Below are 17,698 nucleotides of genomic sequence, written 5' to 3' on the forward strand. Positions count from 1 at the left end.
CGAACCGCGCGTCAGAGACCGGCGACGGAAAGGGCCGCGTCGACGATCTCGGACGAGGCTGAGGCATCGGTCATCCACAGCGGGGCGACGACGGCGCGCACCCCGAGGGCGTCGACGACGCCGGCGTGCGCCGCATCCTCTTCGGCCAGCAGCCACGAGTCCAGGATGCCGCCGGCCGAGCGCGCACCGTAATGCTCCGCGACGGAGGGCGCCGAGGTCTCGACACCGATCGCCGTGAGGCAGATGTCGGCCATGCCCCGCACGACGCGTCCGCCGATGATGGGCGACACTCCGACGACAGCGGCCGGCGTCTCACGCAGAGCCTCGCGGATGCCCGGTACGGCGAGGATCGGTCCCAGCGAGACGACGGGGTTCGAGGGCGCCAGCAGCACGACGTCGGCCGCCTGGATGGCCTCGATGACGCCGGGGGCCGGCCGGGCATCATCGATGCCCGGGTTCTCGAACGCGGCGGGCGTCAGCGCCGCACGGTGGCGGGTCCACCACTCCTGGAAGTGCATCCGTGCACCGTCAGCCAGGACGACGTGGGTATCGACCTCGGCGTCGGTCATGGGCAGCAGGGTCGCCCCGAGGTCCCACCGCGTCGACATGCGTTCGAGCACGCCGGTGGGGGTGAGCCCGTCACGCAGCCACCCCGTGCGCGCGAGATGGGTGCCGAGGTCGAGGTCGCCGAGGGTGAACCACGGCCATCCCGCGCCCCACTCCTGCAACTCGGCGTTGACCCGCTCGGTGTCACCCGCGCGACCCCACCCTCGGCCCGTGTCGTTGACTCCTGCGAGCGCATACATGATCGAGTCGATGTCCGGCTGCAGACGGACGCCCGACAGCCACAGATCATCGCCCGTATTGACCACGACGGTCGCGGGGGCTGCGCCACGGCGCTGCAGGGCGGCGCGCACGCCGAGCGTGAAGCGCGCACCGCCCACGCCGCCCGCGAGGACGACGACGCGCGGGCTCTCGCTCACGTGCGGAACTCAGTCGTGATCGCGGACGATCGCACGGAAGAGGCCCGTGCGCGGCGCGACCTCGTCGGCTGCGTGCGGAAGGGGGAACCGGGCGACGGCGTCGATCAGCGCGTCGACGGTCTGCGTGTCGGCCACGATGTCGACGGCGAGGCCCGCGCGACGGGCGTCCTTCGCCGTCCGGGGGCCGATCGCGGCGATGACGGTCGTGACCGGCAGGTCGGGGAACTGCTCGTGCACCTGCTCGGCGACCGAGCCGCTCGTGACGAGGATCGCGTTGATGCGGCCCGACTCGACATCGTGGGCGATGCGTTCGGTCACGGGAACGCCGACGGTTCGATAGGCTACGACGCTGCGCACATCGTGCCCCGCGTCGGTGAGCATGCGCGTCAGCATGGGCTTGGCCAGTTCGCTGCGCAGCGTCAGGATTTCGCGGGGCTCGGGTTCCAGCGCGATGAGCTGACCGGCGAGCCCGGCTGCCGAGTTGTCCTCGTCGGGAATCAGGTCGACCTTGTAGCCGACCGCGGTCAGCGCCGCGGCCGTCGTCTCACCGACAGCGGCGACCTTCGTCTTGGCAGGGATCGTGGCGCGGAACGCGTACAGCACATCGACCGTCGTCGCGCTGGTGACCGTCAGCCAGTCGAACCGGCCCGCAGCGAGGTCGGCGAGCGCCTGTTCGAGACCCGCGGGGTCGTTCGTCGGGGCGAAGTTGATGAGCGGTGCGATGACGGGCGTCGCTCCCTGTCGGCGCAGGGTCGCCGCGACGCCGTCGCCCCAGGGGCCACCGCGCGGAACGAGCACGCGCCAGCCCGCGAGGGGCTTGTCGGGAACAGACGATGTGGGTGTGTTCATGGGGTTGATCGACTTTCGTGGGACTCGATCGGCCACCCAGTCGTCGAGGCAGCCGACGCGCGATTCAGTCGGGTTCGCGCGGCCAGCAGCATCCGCACCATTGCACTGCCTGACCCTGAGCATACCCCTCGGACGGGGGCGGGGGCCGAGTTCGCCGCCCGCAATGTCCGCTCAGCGCGTGTAAAGGCGCACCAGCCCCCACACCGCAGCGCCGACCACGACCGCTCCCGCGAAGACTGCCGCTGTGGCCGCGCCGGGGTTGCGACGCGCGAACGCGCGGCCGGCAGCGACGTTGCGCTCGGTCACCTCGCTCATGCGGCGCGGCAGATTCGCCTTGACCTCGATCGCCGCGAGAGCGGCTTTCAGCTCAGCACGAGCCTTCTCGACGGGGTCATCGATTCCGATCGGAACTCCGGTGCGCGGCACCGGCACGGGCACCTTAGAGCTCATCGCGCACCTCCTTGATGTCTTCGCTGATGGCCTGGACGGGGTTCTTGGACGCTGAGATCTTCTTGAAGCGCAGGATGCCGAGCAGCGCGCAGACGATCGCGATCAAGAGCATCGCGCCGAAGACGACGAGCGCCGACAGCCACGCGGGCCACCACGACGACAAGCCGATGATCACGAACGCGGAGAGCGCGGGAACGGTCCAGAACAGGAAGAACAGAGCGGCGGCCAACCAGCCGGCGCCGATCCCCGCGTCCTTCGCGGTGCGCCGCACCCACGCCTTGCCGGCGTCGATCTCGGCGACCACCAGGTTGCGGATGAGCTCGGGAATCTCGCCGAGCAGCGTCAGAAGGCTGTCGTCGGCGCGATCCCGGAATCCTCGGGGTGTCGTCATCTCAGGCCCCGCCGCTCCCCGACGTGTCATTCGCAGCGTCATCGACGGCGTCATCGGCGGCCTTCTTCGCGGTCTTGGCCGAGGCCTTCACCGTCTTGGCGACATCCTCGGCGCTCTCCTTGCCGGCGGCGACTGCCTTGTCGACCTTCTCACGCGGCGTGCCCTCGGACGAGGCGGCCTTGGTCACCTTGACGGCGGAAGCCCACAGCGTGCTGGGCAGCGCCGTGGCGGCTTCCTTCGCGAACGTGCTCACCTTCTCGACCTGCTTCTGTACGGGGTCGGTGTGCCACACCTTGAGCCACTGTGTCTTGATCTGCTCGTATCGCTCGCGACCCGCGCGCGTTCCGAGCACGTAGCCCACGGCGAGTCCGACGACGAGTCCTGTCTTGCCCCTCATGGGGTCTCCTCACGTTGGGTGGTGCGCCAGCTGACGTGACCAGGGTAGTCCCGTATTCCTCTTCGGGTATCCACCCTTGACAACCGGCGCCGTGTCACTGCAGCGGTTCATTGCCGAACAGAGCGCGCCGTCGCACGCGTTCCGCCTCGGCGACGGCGTCGGGGACGACCTGCGCGAGCCCGCTGCCCGAAACCCATGCCCCGACGACGGCGAGCCCCTCACGGGCGTGCACGTCGGTGCGCGCCCGCTGTACCTCATCAAGCCGGCCGCGCGCAGACCGGGGCGGCGCCATGTCGAAGCGCTCGCGTCGCCCCGCCTTCACGACGGGGTCCGCAAGACCGAAGAGGGCGGACGCGTCGCGGGTGGCCGCTGCGATCGCGCCCTCCTCGTCGGCGGGCCCCGCGGGCAGCATCACACGCACCACACGGGTGCCGGCACCCACAGAGGCTGCGACCGACGGCCAGCGTGCCGTGATGTCGACGGCCGACGACGCGGCGTGCGCGCCGGGCACGGGATAGACGGCGGCGCGAGCGGGATCGGGCGTGCCGTCGAGCACGAGCGTTACTACGTCGGCCGACCTCGGCTCGGCAGCGCCCAGCCCGCTGACGTGGGGCGCGAGCAGGCCACGGGCTGCGTGCTCCTCTGTCGCGACGAGCACGACGTCGGCGTCGATGCGGGTCTCGTCGTCGCCTGCGCACACGACGACCCACCCGGCTCCGGGCACGCGGTCGAGGCGGGCGACCTCGGTCTCGGTCCGCAGCTCGGCGCCGAGCTCGGCGAGTCGCTCCGCGAGGGCGGCGACGAGCACCCGCATCCCGCCGTCGATCGTCTCGTACGCGGGCCCTTCCGGCGCCATGCCGCGCAGCTGGGCCACGGCGCCCGAGAGCGAGCCCGTGCGCGTGAGCGCCGTGTTGAGGCCCGGAGCAGCCACCTCGACATCGACATCGTCGGGGGCGAGTCCGTGCCGGCCGGCGGTCAGCGGCGCCACGAGGCGTTCGACGACGCGGGGACCCATCCGGCCGCGCACGAGCGTGTCGAGGTTGCGCTGCTGGCCGATCGTGAGCGGCGGGCGCAGCCGGTCGAGGTACGCGCGCCACGCGCCGCGCCACCCGATGATGCGGCGCACGGCGGGATCCCACGCGTTGGCGGGGATGCCGAGCACGTTCTCGGGGGGCAGGGGTGCGGCACCGCCCGCGAGACCGGCGACCCACGGTGTCGTCGGCGCCTCGGCGCGCACACGGTCGGTGAGGCCCAGCTCATCGACGAGTGCGCGCACGTGACCTCCCGCCGTCGCGTAGCCGTCTGCACCGAGATCGAGCTCGGTCTCGCCCACCGTGCCGGAGCGCACGGCGCCACCGGGCGCCTCACGGGCCTCGAGCACCGTGACGGCGAGGCCGACCTTGGCGCATTCGTACGCCGCGACGAGGCCTGCGATGCCGGCTCCGACCACGACGACATGGGTCTCCCGGGCGTGCGCGGCGAGGTTCTCGAGGGGCGCGGCGTCGTTCACGCCGTCCATCCTCGCACCCCGCGCCACGAGCCGACCGGGCCGGTGCGAGACTGAGGGGCATGACGCTGCACATCACGGGCGACGACCGTGCCGACGATCTGCTCACCATCAATCCGCTTGCCCTGCTCATCGGGATGCTGCTGGACCAGCAGATCGCGATGGAGACGGCGTTCGCGGGGCCGTTGAAGATCCAGGAGCGCGCCGGCGCGGTCGAGGCGGGCACCCTCGCCGCCTACGATCCTGACGCGTTCGTCGAGGTCTTCCGCAAGACGCCCGCCGTGCACCGGTTCCCCGGTTCGATGGCTGCGCGGGTGCAGGCGCTGTGCGCAGCTGTCGAAGCGGATTGGGGCGGGGATGCCGCGGCCATCTGGACGCGGGATGCACCCGACGGGGCGACCGTGCTCAAGCGCCTGAAGGCGTTGCCGGGCTTCGGCGACCAGAAGGCCAAGATCTTCCTCGCACTGCTGGGCAAGCAGTACGGGTTCACGGGCGACGGCTGGCGTGAGGCATCGGCCCCCTATGGCGAAGAGGGGTCGTACCGCAGCGTCGCCGATATCGTCTCGCCCGAATCGCTCACCAAGGTGCGCGAGCACAAGCGCGCGATGAAGGCCGCCGCCCGCGAGGCCACCTGAACCGGGCGCACCTGGACCATCGCCACCCGTGAGCGGCGGATGCGTCAGGCGCCCTTGAGTCGCTCAGCCAGGAAGTCTGCGAGCCCTTCGATCGGCAGACGCTCCTGCGACATCGTGTCGCGGTCGCGGACCGTGACGGCGTTGTCGTCGAGGGAGTCGAAGTCGACGGTGACACAGAACGGCGTGCCGATCTCGTCCTGGCGGCGGTAGCGTCGGCCGATCGCGCCGGCGTCGTCGAAGTCGATGTTCCAGCCGTGCGCGCGCAGGTCGTCGGCCAGGCCACGAGCAAGGGGCGACAGCCGCTCGTTGCGCGAGAGCGGCAGCACGGCGACCTTGACGGGAGCCAGGCGCGGATCGAGCTTGAGCACGGTGCGGCTGTCGGTACCGCCCTTCGCGTTGGGCACCTCTTCTTCGTGGTACGCGTCGACGAGGAACGCCATCATGGCGCGGGTCAGGCCGAACGAGGGCTCGATGACGAACGGGGTGTACCGCTCGCCCGAAGCCTGATCGAAGAACGTCAGGCTCTGCCCCGACGCCTCGGTGTGGCTCTTCAGGTCATAGTCGGTGCGGTTGGCGATGCCCATGAGCTCGCCCCACTCCTTGCCGGCGAAGCCGAAGCGGTACTCGACGTCGATCGTTCCGGCCGAGTAGTGCGCGCGCTCCTCGGTCGGAACGTCGAAGCGGCGCATGTTGTCGGCGTCGATGCCGAGGTCGATGAACCAGTCCCAGCAGGCCTCGACCCAGTGGTCGAACCACTCGCCGGCCTCGGCGGGCGGTGTGAAGAACTCGATCTCCATCTGCTCGAACTCACGCGTGCGGAAGATGAAGTTGCCCGGCGTGATCTCGTTGCGGAACGCCTTGCCCACCTGGCCCACACCGAACGGGGGCTTCTTGCGGCTCGCCGTCAGCACGTTCCCGAAGTTGACGAAGATTCCCTGGGCCGTCTCGGGGCGCAGGTAGTGCAGGCCGGTCTCATCGTCGACGACGCCGAGGTACGACTTGACCAGGCCGGAGAATGCCCTCGGCTCGGTCCACTGGCCCTTGTTTCCGCAGTTCGGGCACGGCACGTCGGCGAGGCCGTTCTCGGCGACGCGACCCTTGCGCTCTTCGAAGTCCTCCAGGAGGTTGTCAGCACGGAAGCGCTTGTGGCACTGCAGGCACTCGACGAGAGGATCGGTGAAGGTCGCGACGTGGCCTGAGGCCTCCCATACGCGCTTGGGGAGGATGATCGACGAATCCAGTCCCACCATGTCGCCGCGACCGCGGACGAACGACTGCCACCACTGGCGGCGCACGTTCTCTTTGAGCTCCGTGCCGAGGGGGCCGTAGTCCCAGGCCGATCGGGACCCCCCGTAGATCTCACCCGCTTGGAAGACGAACCCGCGGTGTCGGGCGAGGGCGATGACTTTGTCGAGACGGGACTGCTCGGCCACGGTGGCTCCAATGGTCGGGTGGGGAGGCGCGAAGAGGGCGCGGATGCCGCACAGCGCGGCATCCGTCGAGTCTAGCCGCGCAGCGGCAGGCCGCTCAGCTGACGAAGCGGATCGCGAGGGGGTACTGGTACCACTCCCCGCGGCCGGCCTTCACAGCCGCGATGATCGCGAACACGATGTTCACGATCGCCGCGGCGATCAGGATGAAGATCCCTACGAGCACGATGGTCAGCACGCCGCCGACGACGTAGGCGATGAGCAGCGTGAGCTGGAAGTTGAGCGCCGTCGCGGTGTGCGAGCGCACGAAGGGCCCCCGATCCTTCAGCACGAGGTAGCCGATGAGGGGCACGAGGATGCTCACGAGCGCTCCGCCGAGGTGCACGAGCACCGCCCACATCTTCTCGTCGGAGGGGCTCATCGGCTGCGGCCCCGCGCCGTAGACGGGCGGGGGCGGGGGTTGCGGGGGAAGCGTCACGGCGCCGAGCCTAGCGCTCGGCGCCGCTCATCCGGCGCACCACCGGCTGACCCACGTCAGGATGCGAGCGCGCAGGTCGGCAGGCGCCGCGAGCTCGATCTCTCCTGGCTCGCCGTCGAGGTCGACCGCGAGAGTGAAGACCGTGCCTCGCTTGTCCTCCTGCACGGCGTGCGGATCGCAGCGCAGGGGCACGACAGGAAGGGGGACCGCGACGGGCCCCGCCTCGGTCATGATGTCGAGCGGCAGAGTCTCACCGGCGGCCACGCTGTCGAAGCGCAGCAGGTTCGTCGGCTGAACCCCCGCGATGATCGCCTCGGCGCGACCCGTCGGCACGACCTCGAGTTCGAGCACGGCAGGCTCCGGGGGCAGCGAGGGCACGAAGGACGCGAACGCGACGTCGGCCGCGGCCGCGAGCCGCGCGGCGCGGCACTCGCGCTCGTGGAGCGGCGCGATGACGTCGAGCGGATCGGAGGCCGAAGCCTCGACGGCCATGCCCGCGAGTTCCAGTCGCACGCGGGGGTCGCCCGACGGCGAGGCGCAGTCCATGTCGGGCAGCGCGACGCGGATGTCGACCGTCGCTCCCGGCCGCACGGTCGTGATCCGGGCCGGATCGGTGCGCGTCGCGGGTTCGGCGAAGCGTGCGTCGACGACTTCGACGGCACCGATGTCGACGGAGGCGTCGGTGATGTTGCGCACGCGCACCTGCGCGTGGCGATCGGCGACGTCGGAGCGTGACTGCACCACGGCGACCTCGAGGCCGTCGGTGATCGCGGGCTCCGCGCTCGGCGCACACGCGGCGAGCGCGACGACGCAGACGGGCAGCATCCGTGCGATCCGCCGGACCGTGCGCTGCGCGCCGACGTGCCGGACCCGATGGCGCGCGCTCGTCGTGCCGATCGCGCGCGATCGACCCGCTGGGGCGCACGCGGCCGGTGTCGCGGTGGGCATGCGATCAGGGTAGACCCGGCCGGGCCGCCAGACGGCGGATGACCTCGACGTCGGTCACGGGGCGGTAGGTCGATCGCGCCGTGTGCGGGCGCAGCGCCCGCGGCAGGCGCGGCGCCCTGCCCTGCCCGCGCCCACTCGTGATGGTCCGCACGAGCTGTTCAAGCACTTCGCGCACCAGGGACTCCCTCATCGCCTTCTCCTTTCACTCGATCCAGAGACCGCGCGGGCCGCGTTGCATGACGCGGGTTTCGAGAGAGAGGAGCGACTGAGCCGTCGGCTGATACGCCGCGCGACCGGGACGGCGAAGTAGCGCACGCGTCGCGCCACGGCAACCCCGTCCTGCCCGCCGCCGGGCGCCCGTACTCTCGACGCATCGGAAGGAGCGGCCATGGGAACGGATGAGACGGGCATGACCGACGAAGAGAAGCGCCGCGACCAGCTGCTCGCGGCGCCGAACGCCGTCGAGGCCGACGCAGCGCCACGGATCGACGTGACCCACCGTGAGGGTGTCACGCGGATCGACGTGCGCGACGACGCCGTCGTGCGACCGGGCAACCCGTACGAAGAACCCGACCGAGAGAAGGGCGCGTAGCCCTTTCGGGCCGAGGCACCCGCCAGTGCCGATAGCCTGAGTCGTAATGAACCGGGACGAGAACGCACGCAGAAGACTCACCCGGATGCCGTCACAGGCCGCCATCATCGCGGTCCTGGCGGTGGCCGGGCTCGCCTCGTCGTTCATGTTCACGCTCGTCGTCCCGATCCAGTCGAAGCTGCCCGAGCTGCTCGACGCGAGCCGCGAGGACACCGCGTGGGTCGTCACCTCGACGCTCCTCGCCGCCGCCGTCATCACGCCCATCGCGGGGCGCCTGGGCGACATGTACGGCAAGCGTCGGATCCTGCTCGTGCTCGTCGCGGTGATGGTCGCCGGGTCTGCCGTCGCGGCGCTGTCGACCGACATCGTCGGGGTGATCGTCGGCCGCACGCTGCAGGGCGCGATGACCGGTGTCATCCCGCTCGGCATATCGATCCTGCGTGACGTGCTGCGGGCGGACCGCGTCGCCGGGGCCGTGGCGCTCATCAGTGCGACGCTCGGCGTGGGCGGCGCGATCGGGCTCCCGATCAGTGCCCTCGTGACCGAGTACACCGACTGGCACCTGCTGTTCTGGGTCTCTGCGGCACTCGGCGTGCTCGTCTTCGTGCTCGTGCTGTGGATCGTGCCCGTCAGTGTCCTGCGCACCGCGGGTCGCTTCGACTACATCGGCGCCGCGGGCCTCGCTGTCGGCCTGGTCGGCATCCTGCTGGCCGTCTCGCGCGGCAACGAATGGGACTGGGCCGCACCGGCCACCCTCGTATGCGGCATCGGAGGCGTCGTCGTGCTCCTTCTGTGGGGCTGGTACGAGCTGCGCATCGACGAGCCTCTGCTCGACCTGCGCATCGCGGGTCGTCCCGCCGTGCTGCTGACGAACCTCGCCTCGGTCGCGCTCGGATTCGCGCTCTTCTCCTCGAACGTGAGCTACCCGCAGATGCTCGAGCTCCCCGTGGGAGCAGGCGGCTTCGGGCTGTCGCTTCTGGCGGCGAGTCTCATCATCATGCCGTCGGGCCTGGTGATGATGGTGCTCTCGCCGGTCTCGGGACGCCTGGCGGGCACGATCGGCCCGAAGGCACTGCTCGTCATGGGATCGACCGCACTCATCGCGGCCTACGGGTTCACCCTGCTGTTGTCGGCCGAGGTCTGGCACCTGCTCATCGCGAACCTGCTCATCGGCGTCGGCATCGGCTTCGGCTACGCCGCGATGCCCATGCTCATCATGCGCTCCGTGCCGCAGAGCGAGACGGGCGCCTCGAACGGCCTCAACGCGCTGTTCCGTTCACTCGGCACGAGCGTCGCGGCGGCAGTGACCGGAGCCGTCCTCGCGACCTCGTCCCGACCGTTCGAAGGCGTTTCGATGCCGACACCCGAGGGCTTCCAGCTGTCGTTCGTGCTCGGCGGCGCCGCCGCCGTCGTCGCATTGGGCATCGCGGTGTTCATCCCGTCGCGTCCCGACGCGCACGAGCGGCATCCGTCGCTTCGCTGACTCGCCCCGAATCCGCGTCCGTGGACGCGGCATCCGTCAACTGAGGGCAGAATCGAGGGATGTCCGCGCCGTCTTCACCGCAGCTCCTTCCCGAACACGCTTGCCTCATCGTGCACGGCAGCGACCAGCCGGGGATCGTCGCCGCCGTCTCTGCGCTCATCACGCGCAACCGGGGGAACATCGTCGCCCTCGACCAGTACTCGGACGACCCGACGGGCGGAGCGTACTTCCAGCGCGTCGTCTTCCACCGCCCGGGACTCGACGCCGCCCTGCCCGAGATCGAGGCCGACCTCGCGACGACGCTCGGCGGGTTCGACCTGGAGTGGTCGCTCACCGACCAGTCCGTGCCCAAGCGCATGGCGATCCTCGCCTCGAAGCAGGACCACTGCCTGCTCGACCTGCTGTGGCGGCACCGCCGCGGGGACCTGCCCGTCTCGATCCCGATGGTCATCTCGAACCACACGACCGCGGCCGAGGACGTGCGCTCGTTCGGCGTGCCGTTCTTCCATGTGCCCTCGGCGCCGGGCCCGGACAAGAGCGCGGCTGAGGCCGAGATCCTCAAGCTGCTCGTCGGCAACGTCGACTTCATCGTGCTGGCGCGCTACATGCAGATCCTCTCGAGCGACTTCCTCGCCCAGCTCGGTGTGCCCGTCATCAACATCCACCACTCCTTCCTGCCCGCCTTCATCGGCGCCGAGCCGTACAAGAAGGCGAAGGAGCGCGGCGTCAAACTCATCGGCGCGACGAGCCACTACGTCACGGAAGACCTCGATGAAGGGCCCATCATCGACCAGGACACCGTGCGCGTGACGCACGCCGACGGCGTCGCCGAGCTCGCGCGCCGCGGAGCCGACGTCGAGCGCCAGGTGCTCTCGCGCGCCGTGCTCTGGCACGCGCAGGACCGCGTGATCCGCCACGGGAACCACACGATCGTCTTCTAGGCCCGGGGCCCTGCGGTCACCAGATCGTGACGCGCTGATCCTTCGGAAGCCACAGCGCATCGCTCTCGGTGACGCCGAACGCGTCGTAGAACGCGTCGAGATTGCGCACGATCTGATTGCACCGGAACTCGTTCGGCGAGTGCGGGTCGATCGTGAGCAGCCGGATCGTCTCGGCATCCCTGCTCTTCTGCTGCCAGATCTGCGCCCATGACAGCAGCACACGCTGGATGCCGGTGAGCCCGTCGATCTCGGGGGCTTCGACCGGGTCACCGACCGAATCGGCACCCAGCGACAGCGCATACGCCTTGAGGGCGATGCCGAGGCCGCCGAGGTCGCCGATGTTCTCGCCGATCGTGAGCGCGCCGTTGACCGTGTAGTCCTCGGAGATGCCCGCCGGAGTGAGCCCGTCGTACTGGGCGATGAGCGAGGCTGTGCGCTCCTCGAACGCCGCCCGGTCTTCATCGGTCCACCAGTCCCGCAGCGATCCGTCGCCGTCGAAGCGGCTGCCCTGGTCGTCGAAGCCGTGGCCGATCTCGTGCCCGATGACGGCCCCGATGCCGCCGTAGTTCGCGGCCGCGTCGCGCTCGGCGTCGAAGAACGGGTACTGCAGGATCGCAGCGGGGAAGACGATCTCGTTCATGAGCGGGTTGTAGTACGCGTTGACCGTCTGCGGCGTCATGTACCACTCGTCGCGGTCGATCGGCTGCCCGACCTTGCTGAGCTGCCGGTCGTGCTCGTGCACGTTCGCGCGCCGGACGTTGCCGATGAGGTCGGTCGGGTCGATCTCGAGAGCGTCGTAGTCCTTCCACTTCACGGGGTAGCCGATCTTCGGCGTGAACGCGTCGAGCTTGGCCAGGGCCCTCTCGCGCGTCTCCGGGCTCATCCACTCCAGCGCGACGATCGACTGCCGGTAGGCCTCGACGAGGTTCGCGACGAGCTCGTCCATCGCGACCTTCGCGGCGGGCGGGAAATACCGCTCGACGTAGACCCGGCCGATCGCCTCGCCCATCGCCGCTTCAGCGAGGCCGACGCCGCGCTTCCACCGTTCGCGGATGACCGGCACGCCGGTGAGCTGGGTGCCGTAGAACGAGAAGTTCTCGTCGACGAACTCGTCGGACAAGAACGCCGCCGATCCGTGCACGACGGCGAACCGCAGCCAGGCCTTCCAATCCTCGAGGCGCTCCGGGGCGAGCAGCCCGCCGAGACCTTCGAGGAAGCTCGGCTGGTAGACGTTGATCTCGGCGAACGCATCGCCGTGCGCCGGCGCGACACCGTCGCGCCACGGCGACAGATCCACCCCGACGAGGCTCTGCACGTCGTCCCACGTCATGAGGTTGTAGGTCGCGACGGCGTCGCGGCTCTTCACGTTGTCCCAGTGGTGGGTCGCGAGTTCGGTCTCGAGCGCGAAGATGCGATCAGCGGATGCCTCGGCGTCGGCGACGCCGGCGAGATCGAGGATGCGGTGCACGTGCGCGCGGAACGCGGCGCGCGTTTCTTCGAAGCTGTCGAGGCGGTAGTAGCTCTCGTCGGGAAGCGACAGCCCGCCCTGCATGAAGAAGGCGACATAGCGCTGCGGGTTGCCCGGGTCGGGCTCGATGTAGAGGTGGAAGATCCCGGCGACTCCCTCGCGCTCGAGTTCGCCGACGACCCGCAAGAGGCTCGGGATCGAGTCGATCGCGTCGATCTTGGTGAGCTGATCGCGCAGCGGTTCTGCGCCACGCTCGGCGATCCGATCGACGTCCATGAAGCTCGTGTAGAGGTCGCCGATCTTTCGCGCCTCGGTGCCCTCTGCGGCATCCTGCGATTCTTCGACGATCTCGCGCACGTGCTTCTCGGCCTGCTCGGCGATGAGGTGGAACGACCCCCACCTCGCCTTGTCCTCGGGGATGTCGGTGCGGTCGATCCACGAGCCGTTGACGTGACGGAAAAGGTCGTCCTGAGGGCGGATGTCCGCGCTGAGTTCGTCGAGAGCGATACCGGACGGGAGAGCTTCGGTCATGCGAACCAGGATAGGCGCCCGGGGGCAGACGGAGGCGGAGGACGTTCACTCGTAGCATCGGAGCATGCCCCCCATGCGCGGATTGAACCGCGACATCCTGCGCCTCGCGGTCCCGGCCCTCGGCGCCCTCGTCGCCGAGCCGCTGTTCCTCATCGTCGACGCGGCAATGATCGGGCACCTCGGCATCGTTCCCCTCGCGGGCCTGGGCATCGCCGGCGCGGTGCTGCAGACGATCGTGGGGCTCATGGTGTTCCTCGCCTACGCGACGACACCGGCCGTGGCGCGCCGGTTCGGCGCGGGCGACCACGGATCGGCCGTCTCGGTCGGCATCGACGGGATGTGGCTCGCGCTCGGGCTCGGGGCGGTGCTCGCCGTGTCGGGATGGTTTGCGACACCCCTGCTCGTCTCGCTGTTCGGTGCGACGCCCGAGGTGGCAGAGCAGGCCCAGATCTATCTCGGACTGTCGATGTGGGGACTGCCTGCCATGCTCGTCGTCTTCGCCGCGACGGGGCTCCTGCGGGGATTGCAGGACACCGTGACGCCGCTGTGGATCGCGGGCCTCGGCTTCGCCGCGAACGCGCTCCTGAACTGGCTCTTCATCTATGGCTTCGGATGGGGGATCGCCGGTTCGGCGGCCGGCACCGTTGTCGCACAGTGGGGGATGGTGGCCGCGTTCGCCGTCGTCGTAGGTCGCGTCGCGCGGCGGCACGCGGCATCCCTGCGTCCGCAGCGCGCCGGAGTGCGCGGTTCGGCGCGCTCGGGCGGATGGCTGTTCCTGCGCACGGTGTCGCTGCGCGTCGCGCTGCTTGCCACTGTCGCGGTCGCGACGGGGCTCGGCACCGCCGAGCTTGCGGGGTGGCAGGTCGTCTTCACGCTCTTCTCCACCACGGCGTTCGCTCTGGATGCCCTCGCGATCGCGGCGCAGGCCCTGATCGGCAAAGGGCTGGGCATGGGCGATGAATCGTATGTGCGGCGCGTCCTCGCGCGCACGCTCGCGTGGGGCGCGTGGTTCGGCGTGCTGGTCGGGGCGGTCGTGGCGGCGCTGTCGGGGGTGATGGGACTCATCTTCACGGGCGACCCCGCCGTGGCCGCCCTCGTCATGCCGGCGCTGCTCGTGCTCGCCGTCGCACAGCCGATCTGCGGCGTTGTTTTCGTGCTCGACGGCGTGCTCATCGGGGCGGGCGACGCGAAGTACCTCGCGATCGCGGGCGTGGTCAATCTCGTGCCGTTCTTGCCGGCCCTCGTGCTGATCGCGGCGCTGCAGCCGACCGGCGCGGCCGGACTCGCGTGGCTGGGCGTCGCGTTCTTCGGCGTCTACATGCTCGCCCGACTGGCGACCCTGGCGTGGCGCGTGCGCGGGCCGGCGTGGCTGACGGCCGGGTCGTGATCCCGGGTCACCCCGGACGGGCCCTCACGCCCAGCGGCGGCACCACTCGTACATGACGACGGCGGCTGCCGCGCTGGCGTTGATCGAGCGGGTCGAGCCGTACTGCTGGATCTCGACGACGCCGGTCGCAGCTTCGACCGCCTCTGCCGACAGCCCGGGGCCTTCCTGCCCGAAGAGGAGCACGCACCGCTCAGGCAGCTCGGCGTCGGGCAGCGGCACCGACCCGGGCACGTTGTCGATCGCGACGATGGGCAGCGCCTCGTCGGCGGCCCACGCGGCGAAGGCGGCGATGTCCTCGTGGTGCCGCACGTGCTGGTAGCGGTCGGTGACCATGGCCCCGCGGCGGTTCCACCGGCGCTTGCCGACGATGTGCACCTCGGCGGCGAGAAAGGCATTGGCGCTGCGCACGATCGAGCCGATGTTCATGTCGTGCTGCCAGTTCTCGATCGCGACGTGGAACCGGTGGCGGCGCGTGTCGAGGTCGGCGACGATCGCATCCATCGTCCAGTACCGGTAGGAGTCGACGACGTTGCGTCGATCGCCGTGCGCGAGCAGATCGCGGTCGTAGCGCGGGTCGTCGGGCCACTCCCCCGGCCAGGGCCCGACACCGTGCAGCACAGCGGGCTCGGCGGGGTCGGCGGGGTCGGCCGGGTCGGCGGGGTCGGTCACCGGCCCAGGCTACCCGGCGGGTACGCTGAACCCGTGGCCTCTCCCGTCGTCGACGACTACCTCAAGACGATCTACCACCACACCGAGTGGCAGGATGCCCGCATCACTCCGTCGCAGCTCGCGGCCGAGCTGGGGCTCGCCCCCTCGAGCGTGACCGAGATGGTGCAGAAGCTCGCCGCGCAGGGGCTCGTCGCACACCGCCCCTACGGACCCATCGCACTCACGGCCAATGGCCTGCGTCGCGCCGCAGCCATCATCCGTCGCCACCGGCTGATCGAGACGTGGCTCGTGCAGGAGTTCGGCTACGCGTGGGACGAAGTGCACGACGAAGCCGAGATCCTCGAGCACGCCGTGAGCGACCGGCTGCTCGAGCGCATCGACCAGCGACTCGGCCGGCCGCGGTTCGACCCGCACGGCGATGCGATCCCCGACGCCCAGGGCCGCGTCCAGCGGACGCCCTTCGTCCTGCTGTCCACCGCGGCGCCCGGGCACGCCGGGCACGTGCTGCGCGTGAGCGACCGGAACCCGGGGTTGCTGCGCGCCGTGGAGTCGGCCGGAGTCGAGGTCGGGGCGCGGGTCACGGTCGTCGACGCCGTCACGCTGCGCTTCGCGCACGGCGAGGTCACTCTTCCCGAGGGCAGCGGCGACGCGGTCTGGCTGAGCGCCTGAGCTCAGCGGCGGTTCTGCGCGGCTCGCTCGAACGCCCAGCGCACGCCCGTCGCGTCTTCGGCGACTTCCCACAGCTGCGCGCCGAGTTCGGGGTCGCGCCCGAGCCGCGAGGGCCGAGCTCGCCGCGGCGTGCCGTGCATGACGTAGCGCGGGCCCCAGAACGACCCGCCCTCGACGCCATCGGCGGCCAGGGCATGCACGAGCGGCAGTGCACCAGCCTCTTTGGACTGCGTGATGGGCGTCTGCAGGTTGTCGGTGAACCGCGCCATGCGGCTGGGCTCGTTGACGCCCACGATGCCCGGCGAGCGCCCGCTCGTCGAATAGCCGGGGTGGGCGACGACGCTCGACACCGACACGCCCGCCTCGCGCAGTCGGCGATCGGCCTCGAGCCCGAGCGAGGTCGCGGCCACCTTGGACTGCACGTACGCGCGCCACGCAGTGTAGCCCTCGACGAGGTGGGGATCGACGGGGTTGTAGGGCCACAGTGACGTCGACACGCTGCCCACCCAGACCATGCGCCCCGCCGTGCCGGCGAGGGTCGACAGCAGCGCGCCACCGAGCGCGAAGTGGCCGAGAACGTTCGTCGCCAGCACGCGCTCGTGCCCGTCGGTCGTCGTTTCGCGGCGAGTCGGAGGGCGCACCATGCCGGCGTTGAGCAGCACGCCGTCGAGCCGGCCTCGGCCGCGCACGCTCGCCGCAGCGGCGCGCACCGAACCGTAGTTGCTCGTATCGAGCAGCATCGTCTCGACACGGTCGGCCGGCAGATCGGGGATGCGACGGTGCAGCGCCGCCCGCGCGGCGGCAAGGCGGTTCGGGCTCCGACCCGTCATGAGCACACGGGCACCGGCACGCACGAGGTGCTCGGACGAGAAGTAGCCGAGACCGGCGTTGGCCCCCGTGACGAGATACGTGCGGCCGGTCAGATCGGGAAGACTCCAAGACGGCACGATCCGACCCTACGCCGCGCGCTCGGTCGCCCGTGTCGGACGCGCGGGACGGATGCCGGGACGGCCGGCATCCGGCCGGGATAGGCTGACCGCATGCGCACGCGCGCCGACATCGAATGCTGGCTGACCGACATGGACGGCGTTCTCGTCCACGAGAACACGCCCATCCCCGGGGCAGCGGAATTGCTCGAGCACTGGCGCGACACCGGCACGCCGTTCCTCGTCCTGACGAACAACTCCATCTTCACGCCGCGCGACCTGTCCGCCCGGCTGCGGGCATCGGGTCTCATCGTTCCCGAGGCGGCGATCTGGACCTCGGCGCTCGCGACCGCAGACTTCCTGCGCGGGCAGATGCCCGGCGGCACGGCCTTCGTCATCGGCGAAGCAGGCCTCACCACGGCGCTGCACGAGGTCGGATTCATCATGACCGAGACGGCGCCGGATTACGTCGTCGTCGGCGAGACCCGGCATTACTCGTTCGAGGCGATCACGAAGGCCATCCGGCTGATCGGGGCGGGGTCCCGCTTCATCTCGACGAATCCGGATGCCACGGGCCCCTCGATCGACGGCGTCCTGCCGGCGACCGGGGCCATCTCAGCGCTCATCACGAAGGCGACCGGCATGGAGCCGTACGTCGTCGGCAAGCCGAACCCCATGATGTTCCGCTCGGCGCTGAACCGGATCGGGGCGCACTCCGAGACGACCGGGATGATCGGCGACCGCATGGACACCGACATCGTCGCCGGCATCGAGGCGGGCCTTCACACCGTGCTCGTGCTCACGGGGATCAGCGACCCGCTCGCGATCCAGCGGTTCCCCTTCCGCCCCGACGAAGTGCTCGGCTCGGTCGCGGATCTGCTTCCGGCAGAGCCGATCGAATCCGACCTGCCCGAGAACCTCTGAGCGGTGAACGAGTTCGAGCAGTCGCTGCTCTTCGCGACGA

Annotated in this window: 20 protein-coding genes; 7 read left to right on the forward strand and 13 right to left on the reverse strand. The window is 70.3% G+C overall.

From position 1 onward, the window contains the following. Nucleotides 1-11 precede the first annotated feature (11 nt). The 6 genes from cofD to AC25YV_RS09180 all read right to left on the reverse strand — a co-directional run bounded on the left by cofD (nucleotide 12) and on the right by AC25YV_RS09180 (nucleotide 4,580). The gene (gene cofD / locus AC25YV_RS09155; protein WP_488123541.1) at nucleotides 12-983 is read right to left on the reverse strand and encodes a 2-phospho-L-lactate transferase; all 972 of its coding nucleotides are present in this window, start codon (nucleotides 981-983) and stop codon (nucleotides 12-14) included. A 9-nt stretch (nucleotides 984-992) separates the two neighbouring features. Then, complete coding sequence (locus tag AC25YV_RS09160; RefSeq protein WP_488123542.1) at nucleotides 993-1,832, reverse strand: uroporphyrinogen-III synthase; 840 nt, start codon at nucleotides 1,830-1,832, stop codon at nucleotides 993-995. 171 nt (nucleotides 1,833-2,003) lie between these two features. After that, on the reverse strand, nucleotides 2,004-2,282 hold the full coding sequence (locus tag AC25YV_RS09165) for a hypothetical protein (RefSeq protein WP_488123543.1): 279 nt from the start codon (nucleotides 2,280-2,282) through the stop codon (nucleotides 2,004-2,006). Beyond that, on the reverse strand, nucleotides 2,272-2,673 hold the full coding sequence (locus AC25YV_RS09170) for a phage holin family protein (RefSeq protein ID WP_488123544.1): 402 nt from the start codon (nucleotides 2,671-2,673) through the stop codon (nucleotides 2,272-2,274). Before AC25YV_RS09170 ends, AC25YV_RS09165 begins: the two co-directional genes overlap by 11 nt. Nucleotide 2,674: 1 nt before the next feature. Beyond that, complete coding sequence (locus tag AC25YV_RS09175) at nucleotides 2,675-3,070, reverse strand: hypothetical protein (RefSeq protein WP_488123545.1); 396 nt, start codon at nucleotides 3,068-3,070, stop codon at nucleotides 2,675-2,677. Nucleotides 3,071-3,164: 94 nt separating this feature from the next. After that, entirely contained in the window at nucleotides 3,165-4,580 is a 1,416-nt protein-coding gene (locus tag AC25YV_RS09180; protein ID WP_488123546.1) for a protoporphyrinogen/coproporphyrinogen oxidase, read from the reverse strand. 59 nt (nucleotides 4,581-4,639) lie between these two features. Between AC25YV_RS09180 and AC25YV_RS09185 the strand changes: the two genes are divergently transcribed. After that, the gene (locus tag AC25YV_RS09185) at nucleotides 4,640-5,212 is read left to right on the forward strand and encodes an HhH-GPD-type base excision DNA repair protein (RefSeq protein WP_488123547.1); all 573 of its coding nucleotides are present in this window, start codon (nucleotides 4,640-4,642) and stop codon (nucleotides 5,210-5,212) included. 44 nt (nucleotides 5,213-5,256) lie between these two features. Here AC25YV_RS09185 and AC25YV_RS09190 read toward each other — a convergent pair whose 3' ends face one another. From AC25YV_RS09190 to AC25YV_RS09205, 4 genes are all read right to left on the reverse strand, one after another. Continuing rightward, the gene (locus tag AC25YV_RS09190) at nucleotides 5,257-6,645 is read right to left on the reverse strand and encodes a glycine--tRNA ligase (protein WP_488123548.1); all 1,389 of its coding nucleotides are present in this window, start codon (nucleotides 6,643-6,645) and stop codon (nucleotides 5,257-5,259) included. 94 nt (nucleotides 6,646-6,739) lie between these two features. After that, a complete protein-coding gene (locus AC25YV_RS09195) occupies nucleotides 6,740-7,063 on the reverse strand; it encodes a DUF4870 domain-containing protein (RefSeq protein ID WP_488123807.1) in 324 nt (107 codons plus the stop codon). 84 nt (nucleotides 7,064-7,147) lie between these two features. Next, complete coding sequence (locus tag AC25YV_RS09200) at nucleotides 7,148-8,068, reverse strand: hypothetical protein (protein ID WP_488123549.1); 921 nt, start codon at nucleotides 8,066-8,068, stop codon at nucleotides 7,148-7,150. Between the two features lie 4 nt (nucleotides 8,069-8,072). Beyond that, a complete protein-coding gene (locus tag AC25YV_RS09205) occupies nucleotides 8,073-8,258 on the reverse strand; it encodes a hypothetical protein (protein ID WP_488123550.1) in 186 nt (61 codons plus the stop codon). 198 nt (nucleotides 8,259-8,456) lie between these two features. Between AC25YV_RS09205 and AC25YV_RS09210 the strand changes: the two genes are divergently transcribed. The 3 genes from AC25YV_RS09210 to purU all read left to right on the forward strand — a co-directional run bounded on the left by AC25YV_RS09210 (nucleotide 8,457) and on the right by purU (nucleotide 11,084). Beyond that, on the forward strand, nucleotides 8,457-8,660 hold the full coding sequence (locus tag AC25YV_RS09210; RefSeq protein ID WP_488123551.1) for a hypothetical protein: 204 nt from the start codon (nucleotides 8,457-8,459) through the stop codon (nucleotides 8,658-8,660). An 85-nt stretch (nucleotides 8,661-8,745) separates the two neighbouring features. Further along, complete coding sequence (locus tag AC25YV_RS09215; RefSeq protein ID WP_488123552.1) at nucleotides 8,746-10,143, forward strand: MFS transporter; 1,398 nt, start codon at nucleotides 8,746-8,748, stop codon at nucleotides 10,141-10,143. A 59-nt stretch (nucleotides 10,144-10,202) separates the two neighbouring features. Continuing rightward, on the forward strand, nucleotides 10,203-11,084 hold the full coding sequence (gene purU, locus AC25YV_RS09220) for a formyltetrahydrofolate deformylase (RefSeq protein ID WP_488123553.1): 882 nt from the start codon (nucleotides 10,203-10,205) through the stop codon (nucleotides 11,082-11,084). Between the two features lie 16 nt (nucleotides 11,085-11,100). Here the strand turns inward: purU and AC25YV_RS09225 are convergent, their stop codons facing one another. Then, entirely contained in the window at nucleotides 11,101-13,083 is a 1,983-nt protein-coding gene (locus AC25YV_RS09225; RefSeq protein ID WP_488123554.1) for a M13 family metallopeptidase, read from the reverse strand. Nucleotides 13,084-13,147: 64 nt separating this feature from the next. Between AC25YV_RS09225 and AC25YV_RS09230 the strand changes: the two genes are divergently transcribed. Continuing rightward, nucleotides 13,148-14,470, forward strand: coding sequence for an MATE family efflux transporter (locus AC25YV_RS09230; RefSeq protein ID WP_488123555.1), 1,323 nt, complete (start codon nucleotides 13,148-13,150; stop codon nucleotides 14,468-14,470). Nucleotides 14,471-14,494: 24 nt separating this feature from the next. Here the strand turns inward: AC25YV_RS09230 and AC25YV_RS09235 are convergent, their stop codons facing one another. After that, on the reverse strand, nucleotides 14,495-15,139 hold the full coding sequence (locus AC25YV_RS09235) for a TrmH family RNA methyltransferase (RefSeq protein ID WP_488123556.1): 645 nt from the start codon (nucleotides 15,137-15,139) through the stop codon (nucleotides 14,495-14,497). A gap of 33 nt (nucleotides 15,140-15,172) precedes the next feature. Between AC25YV_RS09235 and AC25YV_RS09240 the strand changes: the two genes are divergently transcribed. After that, nucleotides 15,173-15,808: a metal-dependent transcriptional regulator gene (locus AC25YV_RS09240; RefSeq protein ID WP_488123557.1), complete on the forward strand. Its 636-nt coding sequence runs from the start codon at nucleotides 15,173-15,175 to the stop codon at nucleotides 15,806-15,808. A gap of 2 nt (nucleotides 15,809-15,810) precedes the next feature. Here AC25YV_RS09240 and AC25YV_RS09245 read toward each other — a convergent pair whose 3' ends face one another. Beyond that, nucleotides 15,811-16,755: an SDR family NAD(P)-dependent oxidoreductase gene (locus AC25YV_RS09245; protein WP_488123558.1), complete on the reverse strand. Its 945-nt coding sequence runs from the start codon at nucleotides 16,753-16,755 to the stop codon at nucleotides 15,811-15,813. Nucleotides 16,756-16,848: 93 nt separating this feature from the next. On the opposite strand from AC25YV_RS09245, the gene AC25YV_RS09250 reads away from it, so the two are divergent. After that, nucleotides 16,849-17,658, forward strand: a complete 810-nt coding sequence (locus tag AC25YV_RS09250) for an HAD-IIA family hydrolase (RefSeq protein WP_488123559.1) — start codon at nucleotides 16,849-16,851, stop codon at nucleotides 17,656-17,658. The last annotated feature ends 40 nt before the right edge of the window (nucleotides 17,659-17,698 follow it).

The sequence above is a fragment of the Microbacterium sp. Y832 genome (genome assembly GCF_057669765.1).

Excerpts from the sequence above, each read along its gene's own strand:
- AC25YV_RS09160 (WP_488123542.1), bottom strand. The coding sequence starts at position 1,832 with ATGAACACACCCACATCGTCTGTTCCCGACAAGCCCCTCGCGGGCTGG.
- AC25YV_RS09200 (WP_488123549.1), bottom strand. The coding sequence starts at position 8,068 with ATGCCCACCGCGACACCGGCCGCGTGCGCCCCAGCGGGTCGATCGCGC.
- AC25YV_RS09250 (WP_488123559.1), top strand. The coding sequence starts at position 16,849 with ATGCGCACGCGCGCCGACATCGAATGCTGGCTGACCGACATGGACGGC.
- AC25YV_RS09230 (WP_488123555.1), top strand. The coding sequence starts at position 13,148 with ATGCCCCCCATGCGCGGATTGAACCGCGACATCCTGCGCCTCGCGGTC.
- AC25YV_RS09195 (WP_488123807.1), bottom strand. The coding sequence starts at position 7,063 with ATGAGCCCCTCCGACGAGAAGATGTGGGCGGTGCTCGTGCACCTCGGC.
- AC25YV_RS09205 (WP_488123550.1), bottom strand. The coding sequence starts at position 8,258 with ATGAGGGAGTCCCTGGTGCGCGAAGTGCTTGAACAGCTCGTGCGGACC.
- purU (WP_488123553.1), top strand. The coding sequence starts at position 10,203 with ATGTCCGCGCCGTCTTCACCGCAGCTCCTTCCCGAACACGCTTGCCTC.
- AC25YV_RS09215 (WP_488123552.1), top strand. The coding sequence starts at position 8,746 with ATGCCGTCACAGGCCGCCATCATCGCGGTCCTGGCGGTGGCCGGGCTC.
- AC25YV_RS09210 (WP_488123551.1), top strand. The coding sequence starts at position 8,457 with ATGGGAACGGATGAGACGGGCATGACCGACGAAGAGAAGCGCCGCGAC.
- AC25YV_RS09175 (WP_488123545.1), bottom strand. The coding sequence starts at position 3,070 with ATGAGGGGCAAGACAGGACTCGTCGTCGGACTCGCCGTGGGCTACGTG.
- AC25YV_RS09185 (WP_488123547.1), top strand. The coding sequence starts at position 4,640 with ATGACGCTGCACATCACGGGCGACGACCGTGCCGACGATCTGCTCACC.
- AC25YV_RS09225 (WP_488123554.1), bottom strand. The coding sequence starts at position 13,083 with ATGACCGAAGCTCTCCCGTCCGGTATCGCTCTCGACGAACTCAGCGCG.
- AC25YV_RS09170 (WP_488123544.1), bottom strand. The coding sequence starts at position 2,673 with ATGACGACACCCCGAGGATTCCGGGATCGCGCCGACGACAGCCTTCTG.
- AC25YV_RS09165 (WP_488123543.1), bottom strand. The coding sequence starts at position 2,282 with ATGAGCTCTAAGGTGCCCGTGCCGGTGCCGCGCACCGGAGTTCCGATC.